Below are 26,120 nucleotides of genomic sequence, written 5' to 3' on the forward strand. Positions count from 1 at the left end.
TAAGTGTTAATCACTTATGAGTAACATCAAAACACCTTCACATGTTCATGTGAAGGTGTTTTTTTTTATGAAGCTTCGCTTTCCGATTTAACGGCTTGTAAGTACTTGTAAATGGAAATTTCTGACATTTGGAAATCAAGGGCCACTTTAACAATACTTTCTTTAAAGTCAAAGAAGCCTTTTTGATAAAGTTGGCGAACCACTTCAATTTTTTGTTTGCGTTTGAGTTCATGACCGTGACGGTATTTACCATCTGTAATTTGGAAAATAATTTTCTCAATCATTTGCTCAGGCGACAAGTAGAAGTTTTCAACAATATCTTGTCGTGAATCATTTGAAAATTGTAAGTTGAGGACCTGATTGATTTTACTTAAGCCTGTTTCAAACAACTCTTTCATTTCGAGATTATCAGACTGATCGGTATTGGTGCAGACCATACCGATTAAGTTTTGATGCTCGTCTTTGATGAAGAATGATGACGAGTAGCAAAGCTTGTCGCTAAGCGTTTTGGTTTGATAATTGACAATAAAATCTTTTTCCAAATAGGTTTTGTTTTTATAAACATCAAGGACAAAATCAGTTGCAGGAGAGCCAATTTGGCGACCAGAAAAATTGTTTTTGATATAGACAACAGAATGTTCAAAACCCTTGGTCAAATCATGTAAGACAATTTCCGTTTTTGACCCCATGATGGCTCCGATAAAGTCAACAATAACAACATATTTTTCAATTTTTGGGTGCATAGTTCTCCTTACCTCTGGCATTTTTTTAATTCATACTTTCAAGTAAATTTAAGGTAAACTGCCAAATTCTTTCAGCTGAGGCAATATCTAATTTTTCATCTGCAGTATGAACGTCATATAAATTAGGACCATAACTAATCATATCACATTTTGGTAAAATTTTCTTCAACATACCACATTCTAATCCAGCATGAATAGCATCATATGTTGCTTCTTCATTAAAGGTTTCTTGATGCACTCTTAAGCAGAGGTCTCTAAGAGGGCTATTTGGTTCGAAGTGCCATCCAGAATAAAAGTCAGATTGCTCAAAACCACAGCCAACAAATTGCGCAATATAAGCTAATTTAGCAGAAAGGTTTGTTAAATTTGACTCTACTGAAGACCGTAAGGAAGTGATTAATTGGAAACTATCGTCATTTTCAAGCATGATAGCATTATTTAATGACGTTTGGACTAAGCCTTTGACATCAGGTGACATGGTTTGGACACCATCAGGGAGTACCATGAAGAAAGCAATCAATTTTTCAGTCAGTGCTTTTGTATAAGCTTGTAATTCCTCATCTTGTTCAGCTGCAGAAAAGAAGACGCTTAAGTCTGGATCAACACTTTCAAATTCAACTTTCAAATCTTTAAGCATCAGGTCAAAACTAGTTTGGGCTTTGTTTAAGTCACTGACAATGACAGTAGCAGAAGCATTGTTAGGGATAACATTATCTTTGCTACCACCTTCTAAATGGACAATATGAAGGTTTGTTTCAGCGGCCATGACATTCAAAATTCTGAAAAGAACAATATTAGCGTTAGCACGTTCTTTGATAATTTCTTGTCCAGAGTGTCCTCCTCTTAAGCCAGAGACTTCGAGATCAACTTTATAACCTTTGACATTTTCTTTTTCTAATTGGAAAGTAAAGGTATCGGTTTCACCACCAGCACAAGAGGTTAGGAAAATACCTTCTTCTTCAGAGTCGATATTCAACAAGCGAGTGCCGGAAAGGAGGTTTGGATTCACGGCGCCCGCTCCACTCATATTCGTTTCTTCGTTTGTTGTGATGAGGCACTCTAATTTCGGATGTTTGTAGTTGCCATCCAAAATGGCTAAAATCATGGCAACAGCTATGCCGTTATCAGCCCCTAAAGTAGTACCTTTAGCTTTTAAGAAACCATCTTCAACAAACAATTTGGATAGGATCTTTTTCAAAGTCGTGGACAGTGTCTTTGGTTTTTACACAAACCATGTCCATGTGCCCTTGAATAATAACTGGCTCAGCATTTTCGTATCCTGCTGCCGCTGGTTTTTTAATAATAATATTTAAGAGTTGGTCTTGGTGAACCTCTAAACCACGCTCATTGGCGAAATCCATTAAAAATTGTGAAACTTTTTCTTCATGTCCAGATTCCCGTGGAATTTGGTTTAATTCGTAGAACCAATGAAAAACATTTTGAGGTTCAATTGATAAAGTCATTTAGTTGTCTCCTTTTACTTATTCTTTCTGAGATTATACTAGTATTACAAAATTTATTGAGTTTGGTCAATTGTCTTAATAAAATAATCAAGATTAAGAACACTTTCAGATTATATATTAAATTAATCTCTAGTAAAGTGATATATAACTATTCTAGATATAGTTAGTAACTTTGTTTAAATACAAGAGTGAAGTATCTGAATATTAGTTAAATTAGCTATCAAGTGTATTGAAGCATATTCTAAATTTTTTATGAATACAGGCTCTTAATTTATTATTATAGTCCTCAAAAATACTTACAAGGTATCTTTCCAAGATTTCTTCATTTAGATCCCACTAAGCTCTTGTTTTGTCGCTTAATTTACTCATTGAGCGATTAAATCAAGTTTGTAGAGTATATACTCTACAAATGTGATGTGGAAATTGGTAAAAGGTTAGCAAATTTTCCGTTGTTTCAAGTAACGCTATAACCTTTTGTAACGAGGCTTCCTTTCAGTGACAACCAAAGAAAATTCTTTCATTCCTTATTATGTCATATCAAATATTCTGTAAAAAAAATTATATTTCTATTTTTTAAATTGTAATGAAGATAATTTAAATTATCTACGGAAAAAGGATAATAGTCAACATTTATTATTATCTTTTTTATATATCGCTTCAAAAAATATAAAATGTTATAACCCATCTTGTGAAGCGTTTTCACAATCATTCTTTCACAATTTTGTTTATGATTGGAGATTCTTATGACTCAAGAAGCTAAAGTAAAGAAAAAAGTGGTTTTCCATCTGCTTTTATAGTTTTGTTTATCATTATGTTGTTAGCATCCGTTCTGACTTATGTTATTCCATCAGGTGCATTTGAACGTTTAATTTACACACCAGAAACACAAAGCTTTACTAAGGTGGATGTTAACGGAGAAACAAAAGAAGTACCAGCTACACAAAAAACATTAGATAAATACCACATCACCGTTCCATTAGAAAACTTTAAAAATGGTTCTGTAAAAAAACCCGTAGCATACCACATTCTTATAGAAAAATTACTCAACGCCCTCAAAATATTATAGCAGTTTTGAGTGCAACGGTTACTGGTTTAACTGAAAGTATTGATATTATCGGATTTGTTCTTATTTTAGGGGGTAATATTGCAATTCTTAATGAAACTGGTGCATTTGCAGCAGGTATCTCTTCATTATCTCGTAAAAGTAAAGGTCATGAGTTCTTCCTGATTGTACTTGTTTCACTACTTGTTACTGCTGGTGGTACAACATTTGGCATGGCAGAGGAGTGTATTGCTTTTTACCCAATATTAATGCCAATTTTTCTAGCTGCGTGTTATGATGCTATTGTGGGAATTTCAGCACTCTTCTTAAGCTCATCTATTGGAACAATGTTTTCAACGACTAATCCATTCTCAGTTGTCATTGCTTCAAATGCTGCAGGTATTTCTTTTTCAACTGGCTTAGGGTTTAGACTTGTTTCATTAATAATTGCTGAATTTATTACTTTGTTGTATCTATATCGTTATGCTAAAAAAAGTTAAGCTTAATCCAAGTAAATCACTTGTAGCGGATATGATGCCAGACATTAAAGAGCATTTCTTGAAAGATTATAATCCAGACTTAGAAATTCCATTTGACTGGCGTCCTATTTTAATGTTACGTGTCTTTGCAGCTGGTTTTCCTATTCTTATATGGGGTGTATCAGTTGGTGGATGGTGGTTTGAACAGTTGACCACTCTTTTCTTAGGAATTGGTATAATCAATATGGCCTTATCGAATCTTGGAGAGAAAAAAGCCATTTCTGTCTTTATTGATGGAGCTGCTAGTTTAGTTGGTGTTGGTTTAACTATTGCTGTGGCTCGTGGAACTAACATTATCATGGATGGTGGAGCAATTTCTGATACGATTTTGAACGAAGTGTCAGGTTTAATTGCTAACGTTAATGGCGTTCTATTTTCATCAGTACAAATGATTTTGTTCTCATTCTTGGGAATTTTCATTCCATCATCTTCGGGTCTTGCAACACTTTCTATGCCAATTGTTGCACCACTTGCTGATGTTGTAAATGTTGGGCGAGAAGTAGTTGTTTCTGCTTACAACCAAGGTCAAGGATGGATTGCATTTATTACTCCAACTGGTCTGATTAAGGTAACTTTTGAATTAGTCGGCATTACTTTTGATTGTTGGTTCAAGTTTGTATGGCCATTAATGATAATTATCGGCATTTTTACTTTGATAATGTTTGGTTTAATGGTTGTCATTTAAAATAAACATCTAAAGAAAGAGAATACTCTAAAATGTAAAATCTCTATCAGTTTTCTGTATTGTACGGGAGACTGGTCGCCTATTCTCTGTTGAATTCTAGTTTCATTATAAAATGTTTGCTATACTATCTATGTTGTATTTTCTCCTTTCATGGAGATAAAAGGTTTCAGTCTTTAGGACGGAGTGAAACGATTCAATACAGGTGTTATCTGAAGGTGTCCCTTTTCGGGACATAGAGCGGATAATGCCTTTTTTCGTACAAGCTTGGTAGTAAGTCTTAGATGTATATACTGAGCCTTGTTCGCTGTGTAAGCTTACCCTATTAGGCAATTCTATGAATCGGTTACACTAAACTAGACAGAAATTATTAAGCGTTCTATACTAAAGATAACAGGAGAAAAAGTATGTCTAGAAACCTACGTCGCCACTTCACAAGGCTGGTATGAAACGAAGTGAGCTGATCAAAGAATATGAGTTGACCCCTTCAACTTTCGATAAGTGGGTTCCTCAGGAAAAAACAACTGGTTCATTTAAAACCGTTGATAATATTACAGGTGAACAAGATGAGCTGATTGAACTCCGAAAGCACAACAAAGATCATAAAATGCAGTGAGATATCCTAAAGCAAGCGGCAGTGATTATGGCACGAAAAGACAAGTAATCACTGCTAACAAGAATATGTATATCATTGTAGCTATGTGTCGTTAGCTGAAGATTCCACCCTCTAGCTATTACTATAAAGCCGTAGAACCAGTATCCGAGGCAGTTCTCAAGGGCAACCATCATTAAAAGTATTTTCCTTGAGAGTAAATCAAGATATGGCACTCGTAAAATCAAGAAAGGCATGGAAATCGATGGTGTTAGGATTTCACTCCGACGGATTCGTCGTATCATGGAGCGACTCAACCTGGTTTTCGTCTATCAGAAGGCGGCCTTTATACCTTACTCTACAGGTAAGTTAGATAGACAATTCAACCCAGAAAAGCTACTGGAAGCTCTAATAACGGACTTGATTTATGTTCCTGTAGCTGAGAGCACCTATCGTGCTTTCAAGATTGAATTTGTCAACCAAGAAACTTTCCATTCACTGGAAGAATAAATCTTCAAAATGTAATATTATATCCACTGGTGGAATTATCTTCGCATTCATGGCAGTCTGAACTACCAGACACACATGAACAAAACATTAATTGCCTATGAAAAACACTTTATAAATTTTGTACAGAAATCTGTCGCCTTTCCAAAAGCAATCTTTAAGGCCTCCATAATACCTAAGACTTATATCACTAATGTTCTCGAAATTTCCCTATTCTAACGCCAAGCTAGAAACTACTAACAATCTTAATAAAGTCATTAAGCGTAACGCTTTTGGATTTCGGAACTTTGAAAACTTTAAAAAGCGTATTTTGATTGCTTTGAACATTAAAAAGAGAATATCAATTTGATACTCCCTAGAACTTAGCTTTTCATCCACCTACTACAGTTGACAAAGTGCCAAAAAATAGAGCCTCACCAAAAGTGGAACTCTATTTTTATATCTGAGAAATCTTTTTGTCTCAATCTCTCAAATTTATTCTTTAATTTGGAATGACATTTCAATGAGATTATTGGTGTGAAGGGTTTTGGATTTACCTGGAACAATGTGTTCAGGATTAATTTTCCGCTTGAGGAAAAACTGACGGATAGCATCTAACTCTTCGTCTTTTATGGCACGGTATTTATTGGAAATCAACAGTTCATAGTGGGTTGCTGCTTTTGTAAAAATGACATCAGTATTACCTGCAGAGTAGACCTCGACAAGTTGGGCATCTGTATTTCGTAGCTGATTCTGAACAAGTTCAGGATGACTACTAGTTGTATTGATTAGTCTCATACTATCCTCCAAATTAAGATGAATTTATATTAACGTTTAATGATGATGCTTTTGCCACTCTGTCACACCCCATTTGTGGCTGCCTCTTTTAAGTTTATCAATGGCTTCTTCGACAGGGAACCAAGCTAATTGATTAAAATCTTCAAGCGGTTTATCCTCAATTTCATATGAAGTTACTTCATAGAGATAGGCGGGGTTGTAATAATAAGTGTCACGATGACGAGAGTAGAAGTACTCATCGGCTTGACCGTAGTAATAACCGATTTTTGCAGAAAAGCCAAGTTCTTCAATTAACTCCCGTTCTAAGGCAGTCATATGATCTTCACCTTCCTCGATTTCACCGCCAGGTAGAAACCAAGCACCATTTGGAGCTTGGACCAAAATGATTTGGTCAGCTTCTTTATTTGGAATGATGGCATAGACGCCATATCGAGACTGATAGTCTTGGTCATTCTTTTTTTCGCCGAAAATTGGAACTGTCATAAGCCCCCTCCTTTAATCTATTATACTAAAAATTTGCTGAATAATCTTATAAAAATTTGTATTTTTTAGAAAAAAATGACATAAAAGAAGAAGAAAAGAGTGCTTATAGCACTCTTTGTAAACTATTCAATGACTTCAGTCACATTTTGTTTTTTCTCGGTTTTTTTAGCTGACTTGATGACAATTTTGCCATTTGAGGACATCATGGCTTTTAAGTCTTTTTCTGTTGGATTATCCAGATAATAATCAGTGATAGCATCTTCGATGTGTTCTTGGATGGTACGTCTTAATGGACGAGCACCCATTTTTGGATCATACCCAAGATCAACCAATTTTTCTTTGACTTTTGCTGTGACGTCAAGGTGGATATTATTATGAGCTAGGCGCTTATTGACATCATCCAACATTAAATCAACAATTTGAAGCAAGTTGTCTTTGCTTAAAGCTTGGAATTCGATAATGCCATCAAAACGGTTCATAAATTCTGGACTAAAGAAGTTGCTTAATTCTCCTAGGACAGAATTGGTACGACCTTCCCTGGCAGCTCCGAAACCAACTGAAGCTTCAACTTTACCAGTTCCAGCATTTGAAGTCATAATGATAATGGTATCCTTGAAACTTACAGTGCGGCCTTGGCCATCAGTTAAGCGACCATCGTCCAGAACTTGTAAGAACATGTGCATGACATCAGGATGGGCTTTTTCCACCTCATCTAAAAGTATTAGAGAGTAGGGATTTCGTCTTACTTTTTCAGTTAATTGACCAGCTTCCTCATAACCAACATAGCCTGGAGGGGCACCAACTAATTTAGCAACAGCATGTTTCTCCATGTATTCGGACATATCAAAACGGATCATATTATCAGCTGAACCAAAGAGTTCAAGAGCTAATTGTTTAGATAATTCTGTCTTACCAACACCAGTTGGACCAACAAAAAGGAAAGAACCAATAGGCCGGTTTGGACTACCTAGACCAACACGATTTCTTCGGATAGCTTTAGCAATTTTATCTACAGCATCATCCTGACCAATAACATGGGCTTTTAAATCAGCTGCCAGATTCACCAATTGTGATTGTTCTTTCTCTTTTAAATCACCCACTGGAATATTGGTTTTTTGCTCAACGATGGCCTCAATGGTTTTTTCAGTGATGATTGGAATATCTTGCTCATCTACTTTTTGTTTTTGCATTTCCTTATATTTGGCGATTTGGTCGCGGAAATAAGCTGCGCGTTCGAAATCTTCATCACGAGTGGCTTGCGCTTTTAAATTTTCGGCTTCCACTAATCGTTGATCAATTTCTTTAGGGTCAACAAAGTTTAGGGTCAAATTCATTTTTGAACCCGCTTCATCAAGTAAGTCAATCGCTTTGTCCGGTAAGAATCGATCTTGAATATAACGGTTGGACAAGTTTGCGGCTGCTTCTATAGCATCTTGACTATATTTAACATGGTGATAGTCTTGGTATTTACCTTGGATACCTTTTAGAATTGTAATGGTTTCTTCGACAGATGGCTCATCCACCTTAACCGGCTGCATCCGGCGTTCGAGTGCGGCATCTTTTTCAATAATCCGGTACTCTTTAAGAGTAGTAGCACCAACCAATTGTAATTCGCCACGAGCTAAGGCTGGTTTTAAGATATTACCAGCATCCATATTACCATCACCAGCGCTACCGGCACCAACAATTTCATGGATTTCATCAATAAAGAGAATAACATCTTGACGATTGCGAATCTCTTCCATCAATTTTTGCATCCGCTCTTCAAATTGACCACGGATACCAGTACCTTGGACCAGACTAACCACATCTAAACGGATAACTTGTTTATGTTGCAATTTATGAGGAACATCGCCGTCCACAATTTTTTGAGCAAGGCCTTCAACAACGGCTGTTTTACCAACACCTGGCTCACCAATAAGGACGGGATTATTTTTGGTACGACGGTTTAAGATTTCAATGACACGAATGATTTCTTCATCTCGACCAATAACGGGATCAATGTCGCCACGACGTGCGATATCAGTAACATTAATACCGAATTCTTCTAGAAGTCCTGGTTCTCTTTGAGCAGAATGTGGATTTGCTCCAGGTCTTGCAGCTTGTCCATTTTGGTGATTGTTACCACCATTGCCCCCTCCTTGGCCCCCTGCCTGTGTAGGAGGCGTATTTGGTAATTGACCAAAGGCTCTAAAATTATTGAGATCTCCGAAGAAATCATCAAAGAATGGATTGAGTGAATCTCTTTGTTCTTGCGATTTAGAATGCATTCCTCCTAAAATTGGATTATTTGCATCAGTTTTCATGATTTGATAGCAATTTTGACAAAGATCTATCTGTCTTTTTTTGCCATTCACATTTGTATATAAGTGAATAGACGCTTCATTTAATTTACAATTTTGACAAAGCATAAGTTACCTCCCGGGGCAAAGAATAAAAAGGGAACCATTTAGTCAATAATGGTCAAACTTTATAGTCATATTATAGCACCCTTGATATGGAAATCAAGTAAAAAGTTCAAAAATTAGCACTTACTAGATAAGAGTGATAAAAATAGTCTAACGATTATCCTTTCAGTCACTTTACATGAAAATGACTGTGAAAAAACAAATAAAAATGGTCCTTTTTGTGTTGGTTTACTTATTTTTATGTTAAAATATAGGGGATAATAAAACGAATAGGAGAAAAGAAATGGAATCACATTTAGTGAGAATCATTAATCGTCTTGAATTAATGGTCAATGATGGTGGAAATTTAAAAAGAAATTTTGAACGTGAAGGTGTAGTTGTTGCTGAAGTTTCATTTTCAAATGATCCTGACAATGGTCCTGTATTCACATTACGTGATGTTGAAGCACGTGAATCATATTCATTTGATAGCATTGACTTAATTGCTATGGAAATCTACGACTTATTATATTAATAATTTGTCCTTAAACTATTTTTAAAAAAGCTTACGTTTAGTGAGTTTTTTTTTTGCTTAAAATTTAAAAAATGGAAAATCATCATTGTATTTTTATTCATTGAATGTTATAATTATTTCTATTATTTTGTTTTAGAAATGAATAGAGGACTTATATGGATTTTTCTTTTTTACCTAAATATTGGGCATATTTTAATGATGGTGTGCTTATCACCATCCTCATTTCAGTCTGTGTCGTTTTTTTTGGAACCATTATTGGAGTTCTGTTGACCTTTATGAAACGCAGTAATATAAGAGTTTTTAAATGGTTAGCGAATTTTTATATCTGGATTTTCAGGGGTACTCCCATGGTTGTACAGATTATGATTGCCTTTGCTTGGATGCACTTTAATCAGATGCCGACCATCTCATTTGGTGTTTTGGACTTGGATTTTTCTCGCTTGCTACCCGGTATTATTATTATATCGCTTAACAGCGGAGCATATGTTTCTGAAATTGTTCGAGCGGGGATTGAAGCTGTACCCAAAGGTCAACTGGAAGCTGCTTATTCCTTGGGGATTGTCCCCAAAAATGCCATGCGCTATGTGATTTTACCACAGGCCTTTAAAAATATTTTACCTGCACTTGGCAATGAGTTTATTACCATAATCAAGGATAGTGCTCTCTTGCAGACCATTGGTGTAATGGAACTTTGGAATGGTGCTCAATCTGTTGTGGCTTCAACTTACTCACCTGTAACGCCTTTGCTTTTTGCGGCATTCTACTATTTGATGTTAACCACACTTTTGTCCTATTTACTGGGCTTATTAGAGAAAAAATTAGGACAAGGAGCAATGTGATGACAAAAACACTAATTGACATTAAAGGTTTATCCAAATCTTTCGGCCAAAATCAGGTCTTAAAAGAAATTGATATAAGTATTGCAGAAGGTGAAGTAGTGGTTATTATTGGCCCTTCTGGATCTGGAAAATCGACCTTGTTAAGATCATTGAACCTCTTAGAAGTGCCGAGTCAAGGGACTATCCTTTTTGAAGGACTTGATATTACAGATAAGAAAAAAAATATTTTTAAAATGCGGGAAAAAATGGGCATGGTTTTCCAACAATTTAATTTATTTCCCAATATGACAGTTCTAGACAATATCACCTTGTCACCTGTTAAAACAAAAGGCTTAAGCAAGCGTCAAGCTCAAGAAAAAGCCTATCAGCTTTTGGATAAAGTCGGTTTACGAGAAAAAGCTAGTGCTTTTCCTGCAAGTCTTTCCGGTGGTCAGCAACAGAGAATTGCTATCGCAAGGGGATTAGCTATGGAGCCAGATGCGATGCTTTTTGATGAGCCAACTTCCGCTCTTGATCCTGAAATGGTAGGCGAAGTTCTAGCAGTTATGCAAGATTTGGCCAAATCAGGAATGACCATGGTCATTGTAACGCATGAAATGGGCTTCGCAAAAGAAGTAGCTGACCGAGTTATTTTTATGGATCAAGGACAAATCCTAGAAGAGGGCCCTCCAAAAGCTATTTTTGAAGCTCCTCAAAAAGTCAGAACCCAAGATTTTTTAAGTAAAATCCTATAAATGGTATATAGGGTTTCATAAAATCAGACCGTATGATAAGATTCAAATTAATGAGGGCTTGCTTTCTCATTTTTTTGGTATAATAATAGACAAAAAGTAGTTAAGGGAGTATTAAATGGTAACAGTTATTGATGGTAAGGCTTTAGCACAAAAGATTCAGAGCCAATTAGCTGAAAAAGTGCAAAAATTAAAATCAGAACATGGGATTGTTCCAGGCTTAGTTGTCATTTTGGTAGGTGATAATCCCGCAAGTCAAGTTTATGTGCGTAATAAAGAACGATCCGCTCTAGCTGCAGGCTTTAAAAGTGAGACGGTTCGTTTGTCAGAATCCATTTGCCAAGAAGAACTGATCACCATTATCCAGCAATACAATCTGGACCAATCCATCCATGGCATCCTGGTACAACTTCCCTTACCTAGCCATATTAATGATAAAAAAATCATCCTAGCCATTGATCCTAAAAAAGATGTCGATGGTTTCCATCCAATGAATACTGGTCATCTTTGGTCAGGACGGCCTCTGATGGTACCATGTACACCAGCTGGGATCATGGAAATGTTTAGCGAGTATGGCATTGATTTAGAAGGCAAACATGCCGTGATCATTGGTCGCTCAAACATTGTAGGGAAGCCAATGGCGCAATTGCTTTTGGATAAAAATGCAACTGTGACCCTAACGCATTCTCGCACTCGTCATCTGCCGCAAGTTACAAGTCAGGCAGACATATTAATTGTTGCCATCGGTCAAGGTCACTTTGTGACAGCTGATTTCGTCAAAGAAGGGGCAGTGGTTATCGATGTCGGCATGAATCGTGATGACAATGGTAAATTGATTGGTGATGTAGAATATGAGCAAGTGGCAGAAAAAGCAAGCTATCTCACCCCAGTTCCAGGAGGAGTTGGCCCAATGACTATCACCATGCTCTTAGAACAAACTTATCAAGCAGCCCTAAGAAGTGCTAGCCAATGATTCTAGAAGAAAGTATCCTGACCCAGGTCATTCAAGAACGCCCTCGTAAAAGTCATAAAGGCGATTACGGTCGTTTGCTTCTGATTGGTGGCTTTTATCCCTTTGCTGGTGCAATTATTATGGCTGCTCAAGCAACAGTAGCTAGTGGGGCAGGCCTAGTTACAGTAGCAACCGAAAAAGAGACCATTAGCCCCTTGCACGCTCGTCTACCTGAAGCCATGGCCTTAGACGTCGCAGACCAAAGTCTATTCTTACAGACCCTACATACTGCCGATAGTGTCTTGTTAGGTCCCGGTCTTTCGGAGAATAGCAAAGCTGAGAGCCTATTTGATTTAGTCATGGAGCATCTGTCAGAAGAGCAAGTCCTCATTCTAGACGGCTCCGCAATAAACCTCATGGCCAAAAGAAAACCCAAACTTAAATCCGGTCAGAATCTAATCCTGACACCCCATGAAAAGGAGTGGGAGCGCCTATCAGGACTAGCTATCAATGAGCAGACCGAAATGGCCAGTCAGGAGGCTCTGAAACAGTTTCCTCAAGGGACAATTTTAGTGGCTAAAAGTCACCAAACCAAACTGATTAAAGGAGAATCCATTTATCGCCTATCGGTTGGTGGACCTTACCAAGCGACGGGTGGTATGGGGGACACTTTGGCTGGCATGATTGCTGGCTTTAGTGGGCAATTTCCGCAGGTCAGCCTTTTTGAAAGGGTTCAGGCTGCTACCTATTTACATGCTTATATTGCTGAACAAGAGGCAAAAGAAGCCTACGTGGTTTTGCCAAGTCGCATTAGTCAAGTTATCCCCAAATGGATGCAGACATTAGCTAAAAAATCCTAAATCTATGTGGAGCCTTTGGCTCCTTTTTTTGTATCTAAGCCAAGCTTTTTAAGGGGAAAAATGGTATAATGGCTCTTGTATATACTGGTCTTTCTGACCAAAAATGAGGAAAGGAATCTGATGTCTGATTATTTAAGTGTTAGTCAACTAACCAAATATCTCAAATTAAAGTTTGATCGAGATCCCTATTTAGAGCGGGTTTATTTAACAGGTCAGGTTTCGAATTTTCGAAAAAGACCTAGTCATCAATATTTTTCCTTAAAAGATGAAGGTTCTGTGATCCAAGCGACACTGTGGGCAGGAACCTATAAAAAATTAGGATTTGACTTGGAAGAAGGCATGAAAGTCAATGTCGTCGGCCGGATTCAAATCTATCAACCTTCAGGCTCTTACTCAATCATTATTGAAAAAATTGAGCCAGATGGTATTGGTGCCTTGGCTATTCAGTTTGAACAATTAAAAGCAAAATTAAGCCAAGCCGGTTTTTTCAATGACAGTCATAAACAGACATTGCCCCAATTTGTCAGTAAAATCGGTGTCATTACCAGTCCCAGTGGTGCCGTTATCAAAGATATCATTACAACAGTATCCAGACGTTTTCCGGGAGTTGAAATTCTCCTCTATCCCACCAAGGTCCAAGGTGCAGGCGCAGCTCAAGAAGTTGTTGCCAATATTCAAAGGGCTAACCAAAGAGATGACTTGGATTTGTTGATTGTCGGACGAGGTGGCGGTTCGATTGAAGACCTTTGGGCCTTTAACGAGGAAATCGTGGTTGAGGCTATCTTCGAGTCACGCCTCCCAATTATCTCCAGCGTTGGCCATGAGACAGATGTAACCTTGGCTGATTTTGTAGCCGATCGCCGAGCAGCCACACCAACAGCGGCAGCTGAACTAGCGACACCGGTCACGAAAAGCGATATTATCTCTTGGATCAGCGATCAGCAAAACAGGGCTTATCAGGCTAATCTAAGGCTGATTAAACAAAAATCTGACAACCTAAGAAAGCTATCGCAGTCAGTTATTTTTAGACAGCCAGACCGCCTATATGATGGCTACCTGCAAAAAATTGATCGTCTGCAGTCGCAGTTACAATATAGTATCAAGCAAACTATTGCCCAAGCCCAGCAGGCGGAAATCCATGCTCGACATGGTCTCCAATCCCTAGATTTGGTCACTAAAATCAACCGTTACCAGGAAAAGGTTACCTACATGGAACAGTGGTTGCGAGTGGATATGCAAAAACGTTTTGATCAGAGCTTAGCGCGTTTTGAGAAAGCTCAAGATACTTTACTATCCTTAGATACCCAAAGAATTATCGCCCGAGGCTATAGTATCTTACGCAAAGAAAATAAAGTCCTTACCTCCATTAAGCAAACGCAAGCAGGCGATTTATTAGCCGTGGAATTACAAGATGGACAATTAGAAGTAGAGGTTAAAAATGTCAAAGAAGCAAACATTTGAAGAAAGTTTACAAGAATTAGAAGCCATCGTCAGCAAGCTTGAAAATGGTGATGTGCCCTTAGAAGAGGCCTTGGCTGAATTTCAAAAAGGGATGATTTTATCAAAAGGCTTGCAAAAAACCTTACAAGAAGCTGAAAAAACCTTGGTTAAGGTTATGCAAAATGATGGCACAGAAGTTGAGATGGAAAACTAATGGATAAGTTAACTAAGATTAACCAAACCATTGCCTCTTTTTACCAAAGTAAAGCTGCTGTTTCGACTGAAATGATTGAAGCTATCCTTTACTCAGTAGATGCTGGTGGCAAACGAATCAGACCCCTTTTCTTATTGGATGTCTTAGAAGCTTTTTCCATCCCTTTAGAGGAGAGTCATTTTGCGGTAGCAGCTGCTTTAGAAATGATTCATACGGGTAGTCTCATTCATGATGATTTACCTGCCATGGATAATGATGATTACCGTCGTGGTCGTCTCACAAACCATAAAAAATTTGATGAAGCTACAGCTATTTTAGCTGGCGACAGCCTTTTTTTGGATCCTTTTGCTTTAGTAGCTGGAACTGATCTTCCTGCTCAAGTAAGAGTTGACTTGATTCAATGTCTCTCTGATTCTTCAGGGACTTTTGGCATGGTTGGTGGTCAAATGCTGGATATGAAAGCAGAAGGGCAAAAGTTATCTTTAGACCAACTGCAAGCTATTCACCGCCATAAGACCGGCTGTTTACTGGCCTTCCCATTTTGGGCAGGAGCAAGAATTGCTGATGCCCAAGAAGAGGTTCAAGAAAAATTCCTTCAAGTTGGTCATTTGGTTGGTCATGCCTTTCAGGTTCGTGACGATATCCTGGATGTGACTGCTGATTTTGAGCTATTAGGAAAGACGCCGGAAAAAGATTTAGCGGCTGATAAAATGACTTATCCAAGTTTGCTTGGGCTTGATAAATCCTACCAGATTTTGAATCAGGATATTGATCAGAGTTTGGCGATTTTGGCTGAGTTGGAAAAGGCTCAAACAATTAAAGCAGATGCCGTCAAGGCTTTGATAGAAAGGTTGCGTCTTCATGCCTAAAGAAAGAGTTGATGTTTTGGCTTTTAAACAAGGCCTATTTGAGACCCGGGAACAAGCTAAACGTGGCGTTATGGCCGGCTTAGTTGTTGCTGTCTTAAATGGTCAACGCTATGATAAGCCAGGTGAAAAAATTGATGAGGACACTGAACTCAAACTAAAAGGGGACAAACTTAAATATGTGAGTCGTGGCGGTCTCAAATTAGAAAAAGCACTTGATGTCTTTGCCATTTCGGTTAAGGATCAGGTAACTATTGATATTGGTGCCTCAACTGGTGGATTTACTGACGTCATGCTGCAGTCCGGTGCCAAATTAGTCTATGCTGTGGATGTGGGTACCAATCAATTGGTATGGAAATTAAGACAAGATGACCGTGTGCGAAGTATGGAACAGTATAATTTTCGCTATGCCCAATTAGAAGACTTCACAGAAGGCCAACCTCAGTTTGCAAGTATCGATGTCTCTTTTATCTCTTTGAGTCTGATTTTGCCAGCTTTACATGCTATCTTAGCTGATCATGGTCAGGTAGTTGCCTTAATTAAACCCCAATTTGAAGCTGGTCGTGAATTGGTTGGTAAAAATGGTATTGTCAAGGACAAGGCTGTCCATCAAAAAGTCATTGAGGATGTTATGGCCTTTGCCGAAAATTTCGGATTTATCATTAAAGGACTTGATTTTTCACCAATCCAAGGTGGTCATGGTAACATTGAGTTCTTATTACACTTGCAAAAATCGGACTCTTCATTGCAATCAGAGGCAGTCGATATTCTAGCACTTGTTGACAAAGCACATAAGGAATTTAAGAAAAATGAAGAAAAATGAACGCTTGAATTTAATTAAGAAAATTGTTTTATCTCATGATATTGAAACCCAACATGAATTGTTGGCACTCTTAAGAGAGCATGGGCTTGAGTTAACTCAGGCAACCATTTCACGTGATATGAATGAAATTGGGATTGTTAAAATCCCTTCAGGTTCTGGTCCCTACATCTACGGTTTATCACAAGATTCTGGGAAAAAGATTAGCCAACGCCCCTTGTCTATCCGTTCAACCATATTGTCTATTTCGGAAAAAAATCCAGGCTTAAAACAACACCTCTATTTAAAGGTTGTGCCAGGAAATGCTATGGTTATTAAACGCTACCTTTGTCAAGATTTTGCGGATCGACTTTTTGGTGTTATCGCCGATGATGATAGTATCTTGATTCTGACAAAGAGTGAAGCTGACGAGGACATCATTCGCGATGAAGTTTCAGAATGGATGAATCAAAAATCATAAGAAGAAAGGGTCAGCCATATGCTTTTAGAAATTTCCATCAAGAATTTTGCAATTATTGAAGAGATTTCCCTTAATTTTGAAAATGGCATGACTGTTTTGACAGGTGAGACGGGTGCCGGGAAATCCATTATTATCGATGCCATGAATATGATGCTAGGGGCGCGTGCTAGTTTGGATGTTATTCGTCATGGTGCTCAAAAGGCTGAAATTGAAGGCTTTTTTTCCATTGACCAAAAAGAAGAACTGGTTTCTGTCTTAGAAGCCAATGGCATTGCGGTGGAAGATGAACTTATTATACGCCGTGACCTCTTCGCAAATGGGCGGAGCGTCAGCCGGATTAACGGCCAAATGGTTAACTTATCAACTTTAAAGGAAGTTGGTCAATTCTTAGTGGACATCCACGGCCAACACGATCAGGAAGAATTAATGCGTCCTGCTCACCATTTAGCTATCTTGGATGCCTTTGGCGATTCCCATTTTCAAAAAACCAAAGAGTCTTATCAAAGTACTTTTGACCGTTATAAAAACTTGCGCAAGGCTGTTCTTGAGAAGCAGAAGAATGCTCGTGAGCATAAGGAACGGATTGACATGCTGGCCTTTCAAATCGCCGAGATTGAGGCGGTTGATTTACAGCCAGGTGAGGATGACCGTCTGCATGCTGAGCGTGACCGTTTGATGAATCATAAATTGATTGCTGATACCTTAACCAATGCAGCTGTCATGTTGGATAATGACGAGCTATCAAGCCTAGCTAATATTCGCTCGAGTATGAATGATTTGTTGGCACTTGAAAATTACGATCCTGACTATAAACAGATGGCCAGTAACATTTCGGAAGCCTATTATATTCTTGAAGATGTTAATAAGCAGCTAACAGATACCATTGATAATTTGGATTTTGATGCTGGCAGGCTTTTGGAAGTTGAGAGCCGTCTGGATATTATCAATAGCCTGACTCGCAAATATGGGGGGACAGTCGACGATCTATTGGACTATTATGCCAATATTGATAAGGAATACCAACTCCTAACTGGCAGTGAAAGCTCCAGCCAAGATTTAGAGGCCGACCTGAAAAAAGAGGAAAAGGCCTTGGTCGCTCAAGCAGCTGATTTGAGTCAGCAAAGACACCAATTAGCTAGTCTTTTAGAAGCTGATATTAAAAAACAACTGCAAGACCTTTACATGGAAAAAGCTGACTTTAAAGTTCAGATGACGCCTTCCAAGTTTAACCGCAATGGTAATGAAACTGTTGAATTTTATATCTCAACTAATCCAGGTGAAGGCTTTAAACCATTGGTGAAAGTTGCTTCTGGGGGAGAATTGTCACGCCTGATGTTGGCAATTAAAGCTTCCATCTCAAGTAAGGCTGATAAAACAAGCATTGTATTTGACGAGGTCGATACAGGGGTTTCCGGCAGAGTAGCCCATGCCATTGCGCAAAAAATTTATATGATTGGTCAAAATAGCCAAGTGCTTGCCATTTCCCATTTGCCACAAGTCATCGCCATTGCCGACTATCAATTTTACATTTCTAAGGAAAGTAAGAATGATAGTACGGTTTCTAAAGCAAGACTTTTGGATAAAGAGGAAAGAATCGAAGAAATCGCCAAAATGATAGCGGGAACTGATATTACAGAAACTGCTCGTCAACAGGCACGTGATTTGCTGGAAAATCATTAAGAAGAAATAAGTCAGAAAAGATGGTCATAATCATCTTTTTCTTCTGTCTTTTAATATGAGAACTTTTGATTTATTGCCAAAACAGTGCTAGAATATAAGAATAATAGTTTCGTTTTAGATAGGAAAAAACATGGGAAAGATTAAGATTGTTACGGATTCATCAATAACTATTGAAAAAGAATTACTTGAACAATATGATATTACTGTAGTACCACTATCTGTGATGATTGATGGTAAATTATATTCAGATAATGACCTTAAAGAAGAAGGGCATTTCCTCTCACTAATGAAAGCCAGCAAACAATTACCTAAAACCAGTCAGCCACCAGTTGGTTTATTTGCCGACTACTACGAAAAATTAGTGGCTGATGGGGCTAGTGAAATTGTTGCTATTCACTTAAATCCGATTTTGTCAGGAACCATCGAAGCTTCCCGTCAGGGGGCTGAAATAGCTGGGGCACCAGTTCATGTTTTTGATTCATCCTTTACAGACCAAGCCCTTAAATTTCAGGTTATTGCAGCTGCAAAATTGGCTAAAGAAGGGGCTTCACTTGATGAAATCCTAGCAAAAGTTGCTGAAGTCAAAGAAAAAACAAGTCTCTATATTGGCGTGTCGACATTGGAAAACTTGGTTAAAGGTGGCAGAATTGGTCGTGTCACAGGAGCAATTAGCAGCTTATTAAATATTCGTTTATTAATGGAATTAATTCCTGACCAGCTAAAACCAGTTGCCAAAGGTAGAGGCAATAAAACCTTTTTCAAATGGTTGGAAGGTCATATGATGGAATTAGCAGCAAAACCAATTGCTCAATTAGCTATTTCCTATGCAGGTGACCGTCAATTAGCAGATCAGCTTTTGGAACGCATTAAACCTTTTTACTCAGGACCAATTTCCGTCATGGAAACTGGCTCTATTATCCAAACACATACAGGAGAAGGCGCTTTTGCCGTCATGATACAATATGAATAATAAAGAATTGCTTAAAATCTTAGCTTTCTTTTCCATATCACTCTTGTTATCCTTATTATTTTTTAACCAAGTTATTCCAAAATCACAGTCTCAATTAAGAGCTAGTGATTTTTTAAATCAGGAAAAGAAAGAACTTTCTTACATTGCAATCGGTGACTCCTTAACAGAAGGAGTCGGTGATTCAACTGGTCAGGGTGGCTTTATTCCTTTACTAAAAAAAGATATTGAAGCCCATTACCCAGTAACAATCCAAACACAAAATTATGGGGTATCCGGCAATACCAGTCTTCAAATATTAACAAGGATGCGTCAGGATAAAAGTCTGCAAGCTGATTTAAAGAATGCAGATTTGATGACCCTAACAGTCGGTGGAAACGATGTTATGGCTGTCATTCGTAAAGACTTGACCAATTTAGACATCTCTTCATTTGATCAGCCTATGCTTGATTATCAGGAAAGATTGGAAAAAATTATTACAATTGCTAAGAAGAGCAATAAAGATATCCATATCTATGTACTTGGAATTTATAATCCTTTTTACCTCAATTTTCCAGAAATCACTCAGATGCAAGAAATTGTCGATAACTGGAATCAGAAGACAAAAAAGACTATTGCGCAATATGACAATGTCCACTTTGTTCCTATTAACGATCAGCTCTATAAGGGTGTTGATGGCAAGGAAGGTATTGTTCAGTCAGAAGGAGATAAAAAACGGATATTAAATGATGTCTTATATTCTGGCGACCATTTTCATCCCAATAATATTGGCTATCAAATCATGTCAGACACAGTAATGGAGAGTATTAAAAAACATGAAAAAAAACTTACAAATTAATTGGTGGAAGTGGGCCTGCTTACTGATTTTAGCCATGAACATCGCCTTTGTTGTCGTCATTGGCAGCCGCCTAATTCAAATTCGCGAACCAGAAACTGAACATATCAAGGTCAGTAAACAGAAAAATATTAGGGTTGGAACCGTTACGACCAATCGTCAACAACTGAATAAAACAGTAGCTTCATATTTAAAAGACTATCAGAATAAAGACATGTCATACGATATTTATGCTTCTAGCACATCAATTGTCTTTGAAGGTAAATACAAGCTACTAGGGTATGAAGTCCCTCTTTACGTCTACTTCCAGCCAATTGCTTTAGCTAACGGAAATGTTCAGTTACAGGTTTCATCGATTTCAGCAGGAACCTTACCATTACCAGAAGCAGAAGTCCTTCAGTACCTTAAATCAAGCTATGATTTACCAGCTTTTGTTAAGGTTAAACCTAAGGAATCATCACTAGTTGTTAACCTCAGTAAAATCAAGAATGATGCTGACATTTATCTCATGGCAAAAAAGATTGACTTGGCAAATGATAAAATAAGCTTTGATATTTACAAGATATAGGCAAAATAACGTTAAATACTTGACCTATAAGCATTTTTTAGATATTATTGTACTTGTTAAAGCATATTGCTTATTAATTAATTGGAGGATTTGTTAAATGGCTAACAAACAAGATTTAATCGCAAAAGTTGCAGAAGCAACTGAACTTACTAAAAAAGATTCAGCAGCAGCTGTAGACGCAGTTTTTTCAGCAATCGAAGGATTCCTTTCAGAAGGTGAAAAAGTTCAATTAATCGGTTTTGGTAACTTTGAAGTTCGCGAACGCGCAGCTCGTAAAGGTCGTAACCCACAAACTGGTGCAGAAATCAAAATCGCTGCATCTAAAGTACCAGCATTCAAAGCAGGTAAAGCTCTTAAAGACGCAGTAAAATAATCGCATATACAAAAAGCCTATTGTAGCAAGCTTTCAAGCCTGCTCAATAGGCTTTTTTTTGATGAATTTTGACTTTTGGGGCATTTTTGGGGCAAAAGAGGAGCAAATGGCTAGAATCCACTCAAATCTGCCAAATAAAAGCATTGATTTGAGCTTAAATTACTTTCCTGGTTAATCTTAATTAGAATTATTCTAAATTACTTGACTTTTTTATTTAGAATAATTATAATTAAGATAAGTTAAATAGTTAGATTATTTCTAACTTGGAGGGAAATATTATGACTTGGATCAAAGCACATATCCATTTGATGGAAACATTAACATGCTTACTTTTAATTTTAATTGGCTTACCACTATTAGGTTCAAATCCTAGTTTGGCCTCATACTTTTTTATCGCTGCCTTCCTTATTGGTGGTTATGAATCAGCTAAAGCAGGGCTAGAAGATTTATTTGTTAATAAGCATCTTTCTGTTGACGTTTTAATGATTCTTGCTGCTGTTGGTGCTGGTATCATTAGCTATTGGTTAGAAGGGGCTTTGTTAATCTTCATTTTCTCCCTTTCCAATACATTGGAAGAAATGGCGATGGAAAAGAGTAAAAATGCCATTTCTGCCTTAATGAACCTAACACCGGATACTGCCCGCAAAATTATGGCTGACGGCTCTATTGAAGAAGTTGGCACCAAAGATTTAAAAATTGGGGACAAACTACAAGTTCGTAAAGGGGAATCTGTTCCAATTGATGGGGAGTTGCTTAGTGACTTTGGGCAATTTGATGAATCCATGGTTACTGGTGAGCCAATTACGGTTGATAAAGGAGCTAAAGACAATTTGATTGGTGGTACCATTAATGAGGGCCAAACCATTGAGATGTTGGTAACAGTTGAGAATGAGGACACCCTTTTTGCTAAGATCGTCAACCTGGTTGAATCTGCGCAAACCCAAAAAAGTAAAACAGCGACCTTTATTGAAGGTCTGGAAGATAACTATGTGAAAATGGTTCTGCTTTTAGTGCCTATCTTCATCCTCTTTTGTCACTTTGCCCTTGGTTGGACGTGGTTGGCTGCTTTTTACCGGGGAATGATCCTACTGACAGTTGCTTCACCATGTGCTTTAGTTGCTTCGTCTACACCAGCAAGTTTAGCTGCTATCAGCCGCGCTGCCAGAAAAGGTTTAGTCATTAAAGGCGGAGATGTCATCGATAATATGGGTGATATTAAAGCTGTCGTTATGGATAAAACCGGTACTTTAACGCAAGGTAAGCCATCTGTTGTTGATACCCATTATGTTGGTGACAAGGCGGAAATTGATGCCTTGGTTAAAACAGCAGAAGAAGCCTCTACCCATCCTATTTCAAAAGCCTTGTTAGAATTTACTGGGGACATCAATCGCCTTGCTATCGAGGATGCTGAAGAAATTTCTGGTAAAGGATTTGTCTTCCGTTATCAAGGACATGAATGGCGTATTGGGAAAAAATCCTTTATTTTAGAAGTGGTAGATCATATTGACCATTTAGAAGCTGAGATTGATACCTTTGAAGGTCAAGGGAAAACCCTAATCTTTGTTAGTCGTGATAAGGAGTTAATGGCTTACTACGCTTTACTAGATGATATTAAGAAAGAATCTTTAGAAGCTGTTAAAATGATGCATGACCTTGGAATCAAAACAGTTATGTTAACTGGAGACCAAGAAAAAACAGCTAAATATGTCGCTGAAAAATTAGGCATTGATGATGTCGTAGCTAATTGTATGCCTCAGGATAAGGTGGCTCGTTTAGCTGAAATTAAAGAAAAATATGGTTTTGTAGCCATGGTTGGTGATGGTATCAATGATGCGCCAGCTCTTGCTCAAGCTGATGTTTCCTATGCCATCGGTGCAGGGTCTGATATTGCCATGGAAAGTGCTGATTCCGTTATTATGGATGACTTAACCAGAATTCCCTTCTCTATTAAACTTTCTCGGAAGATGAAAGGCATTGTTAAACAGAACATTATCTTTGCCCTATCAGTCATTAGCTTATTAATCCTAGCCAATGTCTTCCAAATTGTTAATTTACCTTTAGGTGTTGTTGGTCATGAAGGTTCAACAATCTTGGTTATTCTGAATGGCTTACGCCTCTTATCCTTTAAATAAAATGAGATAAACTTGATTCTAAACATGAAAGCGTTTATACTATTATTAAAGTCTTAATAGAAAGTAGAAACCATGTTAGAATTAGAATTAGGATTAGAAGCTGTTTTAGTAGGATTTGCGCTCTTTTCCATTGGCAAGATAATCTTTTTTATCAAATTATCAGACAAGTTTTTACCAAAACCAGGAAAAAAGAGCAGTAAAACCTATTACCTAAAAAGAGGTGATCAAAAGATCAGCCCAGCTCAAAAATTCAAAAGAGACTATTTCAGATGAAATAGTCTTTTTTTTTATTAATTTATTTGATTTGATTTTCGATACTTTTCGGTAGTGGTTCGGACGACAGCGACTCACTACGTTATTCCATGTCTAAATCTTGAGCCAAAAGTCTCAAGATTTCCGAGTGGCACTTGTTGAAATTGGCCACTTTCACCACTTATGAAAAGTATCGGACTATAGATTTTTAAAAATTTATTTCAATCTTAGTTTTTTACTCTGTAATTTATTTTTGAAAATAAGATTTTACAATTGGAAAAAACATCAATTAATTACTAGGAAAAAATGCATTAAAATTACTTAAATGAGTTATACTAAAAATAAAGGACAGGTAAAATAATGAAGGAAATAGAGCAAGTTAAAATAAGTTATTCTATTTTTGTTGAAAAAGATAATGGAACAAAAGTCAATTATTTTTTATTTCCAGAGTTTGAAATTCATGAGAATCTTATTCCGAAACAATCAATTCAAGATTGGCATCAACATTCTAATATTGAAGAAGTTATAGTTATTACGAGTGGAGCTATTTGTATTGAAGTAATAAATGAAAAAACTTCGGAAATCAAAACATACAATGCAATTGATGGCGATGTAATTCGTGTGAGACATTCAATTCATAGGCTAACTAATAAAAGTCAACTAGATGCTAAGTTTATTGTTTTTAGATTTGTCCCAGATGGATGTGATAAAAGTTCAATCATAAAAAATGATAAAATTGATTTTGATTGTAAGTATTTGAATGAATAAAAATGATAATAATCTCAAAATAGGATAAATAAAAAATAATCTTTACGAAAAAGGGAGCTGATTACCAGCTTCCTTTTTCACTTCTTCACATTCTCTAGCCAGTATTTGTAATTGGATTCTAATCCATTTTTGGTTGTTCCGTCTGGGGCTGTTTGGCGAATCCAGTCGAGGAATTCTTTTGCTTCATCAGCTTTTAATATCAGAGTTTGATCAACCCTCATTCCTTGATTTAATTGATAAACCATTCCAAACTCTGTTTTACCATTTGTAGTTGTAGCATAACTACTATGAATATAAAATCCATTTCTGAAAATATGACCATAGGCATCTCTTAGTGGTTTACCTTCTTGTTCTCCATTAAGTGAGACATATTCAGCAACATAAGGTGGATATTCTTGGTCATCTAAAGAAGAAGTGCTTGTATTAGTTATTGTGCTTGTTTCAGAATCTATATTTGAAGCACTAGAATTATTATTAGATATCTGATTTGTAGTCTTTTTAGATTCAGATGATTCAGTAGACGACCTTGTTGTTTGTTCAATATTTTTAGACTTTAAAAATGATGATTTTGCAGCTTCTTGATTATCTGAGCAAGCAACAAGGATAAGGGTAAGTGGAATTAAGCATAAATATTTAATTTTCATGATAAGTCTTTCTATTAATACATGTTCATTTTTACTTTTTAACATTCTCTAGCCAATACTGGTAATTGGATTCTAATCCATTTTTGGTTGTTCCGTCTGGGGCTGTTTGGCGAATCCAGTCGAGGAAAGCATGGGCTTGGCCATTGGGGAGAACAACGACATCTGTTTCCTTCATATTTGTCATTTGGGAAATGTGGGTGTCGGCTGCTTCTGTGTTTTCGATAAAACTGATGTAAAAACCGTCTCTTAGCTTTGTGTCTGATTGCCAAGCACTTGGGAAGACATCCGTTTGATAGGCTTCAGTACTTGGGTTTGTGGGGCTAGGGTTTTCGGCACTAGGATTTTCTGATTGTGATGCTTGTGTTTTTGCTGGTAACCATGTTAGAGCTGCTAAGTTCAGTGTTTGGGTATTAGTGATACCAACTTGGCTAAGGTCATTGTCATGGATATTGTATTGCTCATCACTAGCGACAATTTTTGCTTGTCCACCATTATCAGGGATTTGATAAACCTTACTTTCAGCCATAGGACTTAAGGAAGACCATTGACTGCTTAGAACTTTACCATCTTCAAAAATAGTGAAGCCTTGTCTATTGCCCCCGGCGCTAGCGACAATAGATGAGGCTAGTAAAGTGGGCTGTTCGTTAACTAAATAATAGAGGGCTTCAGCGAAATCCGCTTTACCAATAATTAATTCATCAATACCGTCATGATTAATATCGCAGAAAGCATGTGATCGTGAGTAATACTGGTTGGGATAGTTGGCAAGGATGTCAGCATATAATTCTTCATTTTTCTTTTGGTTTTTAGTTTGTAAAGCATTTTTCTGTTTTGAGCTAGAATTTGTTTTCGTTTTTAGGATTTTGTCTGTTTTATTAGAGCTGTTTGTCGTGTTTTGAGCAGGTGAAGTACAAGCTATTAGAAGCAAATTTAGGGGTAAGAGGTAAAAGATTTTTCTTTTCATTTTGC

The 26,120-nt window shown here is 37.3% G+C and carries 29 protein-coding genes and 4 pseudogenes; 23 read left to right on the plus strand and 10 right to left on the minus strand.

Translation table 11 applies throughout. The features are described 5' to 3' along the window. Positions 1 to 65: 65 nt before the first annotated feature. The 4 genes and pseudogenes from A9Q68_RS00530 to A9Q68_RS10930 all read right to left on the minus strand — a co-directional run. Positions 66 to 743 (minus strand): helix-turn-helix transcriptional regulator, encoded by a 678-nt coding sequence (locus tag A9Q68_RS00530; protein WP_071792705.1) that lies wholly within the window; start codon positions 741 to 743, stop codon positions 66 to 68. Positions 744 to 768: 25 nt separating this feature from the next. After that, positions 769 to 1,920 carry a beta-Ala-His dipeptidase gene (gene pepD / locus A9Q68_RS00535; protein WP_206281786.1) on the minus strand — a complete coding sequence of 384 codons (1,152 nt, stop codon included), beginning with the start codon at positions 1,918 to 1,920 and terminating at the stop codon, positions 769 to 771. Further along, a complete protein-coding gene (locus tag A9Q68_RS10875; protein ID WP_206281787.1) occupies positions 1,910 to 2,206 on the minus strand; it encodes a hypothetical protein in 297 nt (98 codons plus the stop codon). The genes pepD and A9Q68_RS10875 overlap by 11 nt, the downstream gene beginning before the upstream one ends. A 213-nt stretch (positions 2,207 to 2,419) precedes the next feature. Continuing rightward, a pseudogene (locus A9Q68_RS10930) lies at positions 2,420 to 2,683 on the minus strand (transposase); the annotation flags it as partial. Between the two features lie 334 nt (positions 2,684 to 3,017). Here A9Q68_RS10930 and A9Q68_RS10935 point away from each other — a divergent pair. The 3 genes from A9Q68_RS10935 to A9Q68_RS11040 are packed head-to-tail and all read left to right on the plus strand — an operon-like array spanning position 3,018 to position 4,472. Next, positions 3,018 to 3,272 (plus strand): hypothetical protein, encoded by a 255-nt coding sequence (locus A9Q68_RS10935; protein ID WP_240494197.1) that lies wholly within the window; start codon positions 3,018 to 3,020, stop codon positions 3,270 to 3,272. Further along, positions 3,269 to 3,748, plus strand: a complete 480-nt coding sequence (locus A9Q68_RS11035; protein ID WP_276204042.1) for a hypothetical protein — start codon at positions 3,269 to 3,271, stop codon at positions 3,746 to 3,748. The genes A9Q68_RS10935 and A9Q68_RS11035 overlap by 4 nt, the downstream gene beginning before the upstream one ends. After that, a complete protein-coding gene (locus tag A9Q68_RS11040; protein WP_276204028.1) occupies positions 3,732 to 4,472 on the plus strand; it encodes a hypothetical protein in 741 nt (246 codons plus the stop codon). The genes A9Q68_RS11035 and A9Q68_RS11040 overlap by 17 nt, the downstream gene beginning before the upstream one ends. 155 nt (positions 4,473 to 4,627) lie before the next feature. Here the strand turns inward: A9Q68_RS11040 and A9Q68_RS11130 are convergent. Beyond that, positions 4,628 to 4,790 (minus strand): annotated as a pseudogene (locus tag A9Q68_RS11130) (IS3 family transposase); the annotation flags it as partial. A gap of 109 nt (positions 4,791 to 4,899) precedes the next feature. On the opposite strand from A9Q68_RS11130, the pseudogene A9Q68_RS10540 reads away from it, so the two are divergent. Next, positions 4,900 to 5,667: pseudogene (locus A9Q68_RS10540) on the plus strand (IS3 family transposase); the annotation flags it as partial. A gap of 84 nt (positions 5,668 to 5,751) precedes the next feature. After that, positions 5,752 to 5,917, plus strand: a pseudogene (locus tag A9Q68_RS00560) (transposase); the annotation flags it as partial. A 125-nt stretch (positions 5,918 to 6,042) separates the two neighbouring features. On the opposite strand, the gene A9Q68_RS00565 reads toward A9Q68_RS00560, so the two are convergent. The 3 genes from A9Q68_RS00565 to A9Q68_RS00575 all read right to left on the minus strand — a co-directional run bounded on the left by A9Q68_RS00565 (position 6,043) and on the right by A9Q68_RS00575 (position 9,239). Further along, positions 6,043 to 6,345 (minus strand): DUF1827 family protein, encoded by a 303-nt coding sequence (locus tag A9Q68_RS00565; protein WP_071792708.1) that lies wholly within the window; start codon positions 6,343 to 6,345, stop codon positions 6,043 to 6,045. 36 nt (positions 6,346 to 6,381) lie between these two features. After that, a complete protein-coding gene (locus A9Q68_RS00570) occupies positions 6,382 to 6,828 on the minus strand; it encodes an NUDIX hydrolase (RefSeq protein ID WP_071792710.1) in 447 nt (148 codons plus the stop codon). A 122-nt stretch (positions 6,829 to 6,950) separates the two neighbouring features. Next, complete coding sequence (locus A9Q68_RS00575; RefSeq protein WP_071792712.1) at positions 6,951 to 9,239, minus strand: ATP-dependent Clp protease ATP-binding subunit; 2,289 nt, start codon at positions 9,237 to 9,239, stop codon at positions 6,951 to 6,953. Between the two features lie 280 nt (positions 9,240 to 9,519). Here A9Q68_RS00575 and A9Q68_RS00580 point away from each other — a divergent pair, with 280 nt between their 5' ends. From A9Q68_RS00580 to A9Q68_RS00665, 18 genes are all read left to right on the plus strand, one after another. After that, a complete protein-coding gene (locus tag A9Q68_RS00580) occupies positions 9,520 to 9,750 on the plus strand; it encodes a DUF1797 family protein (RefSeq protein ID WP_071792713.1) in 231 nt (76 codons plus the stop codon). A 155-nt stretch (positions 9,751 to 9,905) separates the two neighbouring features. Beyond that, complete coding sequence (locus A9Q68_RS00585; RefSeq protein ID WP_071792715.1) at positions 9,906 to 10,589, plus strand: amino acid ABC transporter permease; 684 nt, start codon at positions 9,906 to 9,908, stop codon at positions 10,587 to 10,589. Beyond that, positions 10,589 to 11,323 (plus strand): amino acid ABC transporter ATP-binding protein, encoded by a 735-nt coding sequence (locus A9Q68_RS00590; protein ID WP_071792716.1) that lies wholly within the window; start codon positions 10,589 to 10,591, stop codon positions 11,321 to 11,323. Before A9Q68_RS00585 ends, A9Q68_RS00590 begins: the two co-directional genes overlap by 1 nt. 115 nt (positions 11,324 to 11,438) lie before the next feature. After that, entirely contained in the window at positions 11,439 to 12,293 is an 855-nt protein-coding gene (locus tag A9Q68_RS00595) for a bifunctional methylenetetrahydrofolate dehydrogenase/methenyltetrahydrofolate cyclohydrolase (protein ID WP_071792718.1), read from the plus strand. After that, positions 12,290 to 13,132: an NAD(P)H-hydrate dehydratase gene (locus tag A9Q68_RS00600; protein WP_071792720.1), complete on the plus strand. Its 843-nt coding sequence runs from the start codon at positions 12,290 to 12,292 to the stop codon at positions 13,130 to 13,132. Before A9Q68_RS00595 ends, A9Q68_RS00600 begins: the two co-directional genes overlap by 4 nt. Positions 13,133 to 13,252: 120 nt before the next feature. Beyond that, positions 13,253 to 14,593: an exodeoxyribonuclease VII large subunit gene (xseA, locus tag A9Q68_RS00605; protein WP_071792722.1), complete on the plus strand. Its 1,341-nt coding sequence runs from the start codon at positions 13,253 to 13,255 to the stop codon at positions 14,591 to 14,593. Further along, on the plus strand, positions 14,571 to 14,786 hold the full coding sequence (locus tag A9Q68_RS00610; protein ID WP_071792724.1) for an exodeoxyribonuclease VII small subunit: 216 nt from the start codon (positions 14,571 to 14,573) through the stop codon (positions 14,784 to 14,786). Before xseA ends, A9Q68_RS00610 begins: the two co-directional genes overlap by 23 nt. Beyond that, complete coding sequence (locus tag A9Q68_RS00615; RefSeq protein WP_071792726.1) at positions 14,786 to 15,655, plus strand: polyprenyl synthetase family protein; 870 nt, start codon at positions 14,786 to 14,788, stop codon at positions 15,653 to 15,655. The genes A9Q68_RS00610 and A9Q68_RS00615 overlap by 1 nt, the downstream gene beginning before the upstream one ends. After that, positions 15,648 to 16,475: a TlyA family RNA methyltransferase gene (locus A9Q68_RS00620; RefSeq protein ID WP_071792728.1), complete on the plus strand. Its 828-nt coding sequence runs from the start codon at positions 15,648 to 15,650 to the stop codon at positions 16,473 to 16,475. The genes A9Q68_RS00615 and A9Q68_RS00620 overlap by 8 nt, the downstream gene beginning before the upstream one ends. Then, positions 16,462 to 16,932, plus strand: a complete 471-nt coding sequence (locus tag A9Q68_RS00625) for an arginine repressor (protein WP_071792730.1) — start codon at positions 16,462 to 16,464, stop codon at positions 16,930 to 16,932. The genes A9Q68_RS00620 and A9Q68_RS00625 overlap by 14 nt, the downstream gene beginning before the upstream one ends. A gap of 18 nt (positions 16,933 to 16,950) precedes the next feature. After that, positions 16,951 to 18,612: a DNA repair protein RecN gene (gene recN, locus A9Q68_RS00630; protein WP_071792731.1), complete on the plus strand. Its 1,662-nt coding sequence runs from the start codon at positions 16,951 to 16,953 to the stop codon at positions 18,610 to 18,612. Positions 18,613 to 18,742: 130 nt separating this feature from the next. Then, positions 18,743 to 19,582 (plus strand): DegV family protein, encoded by an 840-nt coding sequence (locus A9Q68_RS00635; protein WP_071792732.1) that lies wholly within the window; start codon positions 18,743 to 18,745, stop codon positions 19,580 to 19,582. Continuing rightward, positions 19,575 to 20,417, plus strand: coding sequence for an SGNH/GDSL hydrolase family protein (locus A9Q68_RS00640; RefSeq protein ID WP_071792733.1), 843 nt, complete (start codon positions 19,575 to 19,577; stop codon positions 20,415 to 20,417). The genes A9Q68_RS00635 and A9Q68_RS00640 overlap by 8 nt, the downstream gene beginning before the upstream one ends. Continuing rightward, positions 20,395 to 20,982 carry a YpmS family protein gene (locus tag A9Q68_RS00645; protein ID WP_071792734.1) on the plus strand — a complete coding sequence of 196 codons (588 nt, stop codon included), beginning with the start codon at positions 20,395 to 20,397 and terminating at the stop codon, positions 20,980 to 20,982. The genes A9Q68_RS00640 and A9Q68_RS00645 overlap by 23 nt, the downstream gene beginning before the upstream one ends. 97 nt (positions 20,983 to 21,079) lie before the next feature. Further along, positions 21,080 to 21,355, plus strand: coding sequence for an HU family DNA-binding protein (locus A9Q68_RS00650; protein ID WP_071792735.1), 276 nt, complete (start codon positions 21,080 to 21,082; stop codon positions 21,353 to 21,355). 278 nt (positions 21,356 to 21,633) lie between these two features. Next, positions 21,634 to 23,487 carry a heavy metal translocating P-type ATPase gene (locus tag A9Q68_RS00655; protein ID WP_071792736.1) on the plus strand — a complete coding sequence of 618 codons (1,854 nt, stop codon included), beginning with the start codon at positions 21,634 to 21,636 and terminating at the stop codon, positions 23,485 to 23,487. Positions 23,488 to 23,559: 72 nt separating this feature from the next. Next, the gene (locus A9Q68_RS00660) at positions 23,560 to 23,760 is read left to right on the plus strand and encodes a hypothetical protein (RefSeq protein ID WP_071792737.1); all 201 of its coding nucleotides are present in this window, start codon (positions 23,560 to 23,562) and stop codon (positions 23,758 to 23,760) included. 339 nt (positions 23,761 to 24,099) lie between these two features. Continuing rightward, complete coding sequence (locus A9Q68_RS00665) at positions 24,100 to 24,507, plus strand: cupin domain-containing protein (protein ID WP_106403985.1); 408 nt, start codon at positions 24,100 to 24,102, stop codon at positions 24,505 to 24,507. Between the two features lie 77 nt (positions 24,508 to 24,584). On the opposite strand, the gene A9Q68_RS00670 is transcribed toward A9Q68_RS00665, so the two are convergent. Both A9Q68_RS00670 and A9Q68_RS00675 read right to left on the minus strand, forming a co-directional pair. Then, on the minus strand, positions 24,585 to 25,151 hold the full coding sequence (locus A9Q68_RS00670; RefSeq protein WP_131814165.1) for a hypothetical protein: 567 nt from the start codon (positions 25,149 to 25,151) through the stop codon (positions 24,585 to 24,587). Between the two features lie 31 nt (positions 25,152 to 25,182). Beyond that, positions 25,183 to 26,115, minus strand: coding sequence for a hypothetical protein (locus A9Q68_RS00675; RefSeq protein WP_071792740.1), 933 nt, complete (start codon positions 26,113 to 26,115; stop codon positions 25,183 to 25,185). Between the last annotated feature and the right edge of the window lie 5 nt (positions 26,116 to 26,120).

The sequence above is a fragment of the Streptococcus bovimastitidis genome, from assembly GCF_001885095.1.
GTDB classification, from domain to species: Bacteria; Bacillota; Bacilli; order Lactobacillales; family Streptococcaceae; genus Streptococcus; species Streptococcus bovimastitidis.